1 protein-coding gene is annotated in these 1,021 nt (G+C 71.7%); it reads left to right on the forward strand.

Going from position 1 to position 1,021, the window contains the following annotated elements; translation table 11 throughout:
* The first annotated feature begins 175 nt into the window (after positions 1 to 175).
* A complete protein-coding gene (locus E7Z54_RS09945; RefSeq protein WP_136433287.1) occupies positions 176 to 1,021 on the forward strand; it encodes a sigma-70 family RNA polymerase sigma factor in 846 nt (281 codons plus the stop codon).

The raw sequence follows: 1,021 nt of genomic DNA on the forward strand, positions 1-1,021 counted from the left end.
GTCACTCGTCCGTTCGGTCATCAGCTGATGACGTGCCCGGTGGCAGTGACTAGTCACCAGGGGTCGGTTCGGACTAGGACCGCGCGGGACCCAGGTCCTGTATTCGGCCCGGACAGGGGCCCGATTGGTCCCGGTTCCACCGCGCCCGCCGACAACCACGCGCAACCTCGTCCTTGTGAACGCGAACACCGCCACCCAGGCCCTCGACACCGACGAGCTGATCACCAGCCACATGCCGCTGGTCGGCCACCTCGTCCGCGAGACGATGAGCCGGGTGCCCACCCACGTGAACCGCGACGACCTCACCTCCGCAGGCCTCACCGCCCTCGTCCTCGCCGCCCGCGCCTTCGACCCCGACCGCGGCGTGCCCTTCGACCGCTACGCCGCCACCCGGATCCGCGGCGCCCTCCTCGACGAGCTCCGCTCCGTCGACTGGGCCTCCCGCTCGGTCCGCCGCCGCGCCCGCGACCTCACCGAGACCCGCAACCGCCTCGCCGGCGCCCTCGGCCGCACCCCCACCCCCGCCGAGGTCGCCCACGCAGCCGGCCTGACCCGCGACGAGGTCGCCGCCAACGACGACGACGTCTCCCGCGCACAGGTGCTGTCCCTGCACGGCTCCACCACCGCCACCATCGACGACCTGGTCCCCACCCGCGCCCCCTCACCAGAAGACATGGTCGAGCACGCCGAACGCCTCACCTACCTGCGCGAGGCCATCGAGCTGCTCCCCGAACGACTCCGCATCGTGGTCGAGGGCTACTTCTTCGCCGAACGCCCCATGGCCGACATCGCCGCCGAGCTCGGCGTCACCGACTCACGCATCTCCCAGATGCGCGCCGAAGCCCTCACCCTGCTCAAGGACGCACTCAACCACTCCCTCGAGCCCACCCTGGTCACCAAGACCGGCAAGACCGACGGCGTGGCCCAACGCCGCCGCGAGACCTACTGCGCAGCCGTCGCCACCCGCCACGCCAACGGCATCCGCCGCGGCACCCGCCGCCCACTCAACGCAGTCAGCTGA

This window comes from Nocardioides sp. (assembly GCF_004803405.1).
GTDB classification, from domain to species: domain Bacteria; phylum Actinomycetota; class Actinomycetes; order Propionibacteriales; family Nocardioidaceae; genus Nocardioides; species Nocardioides vastitatis.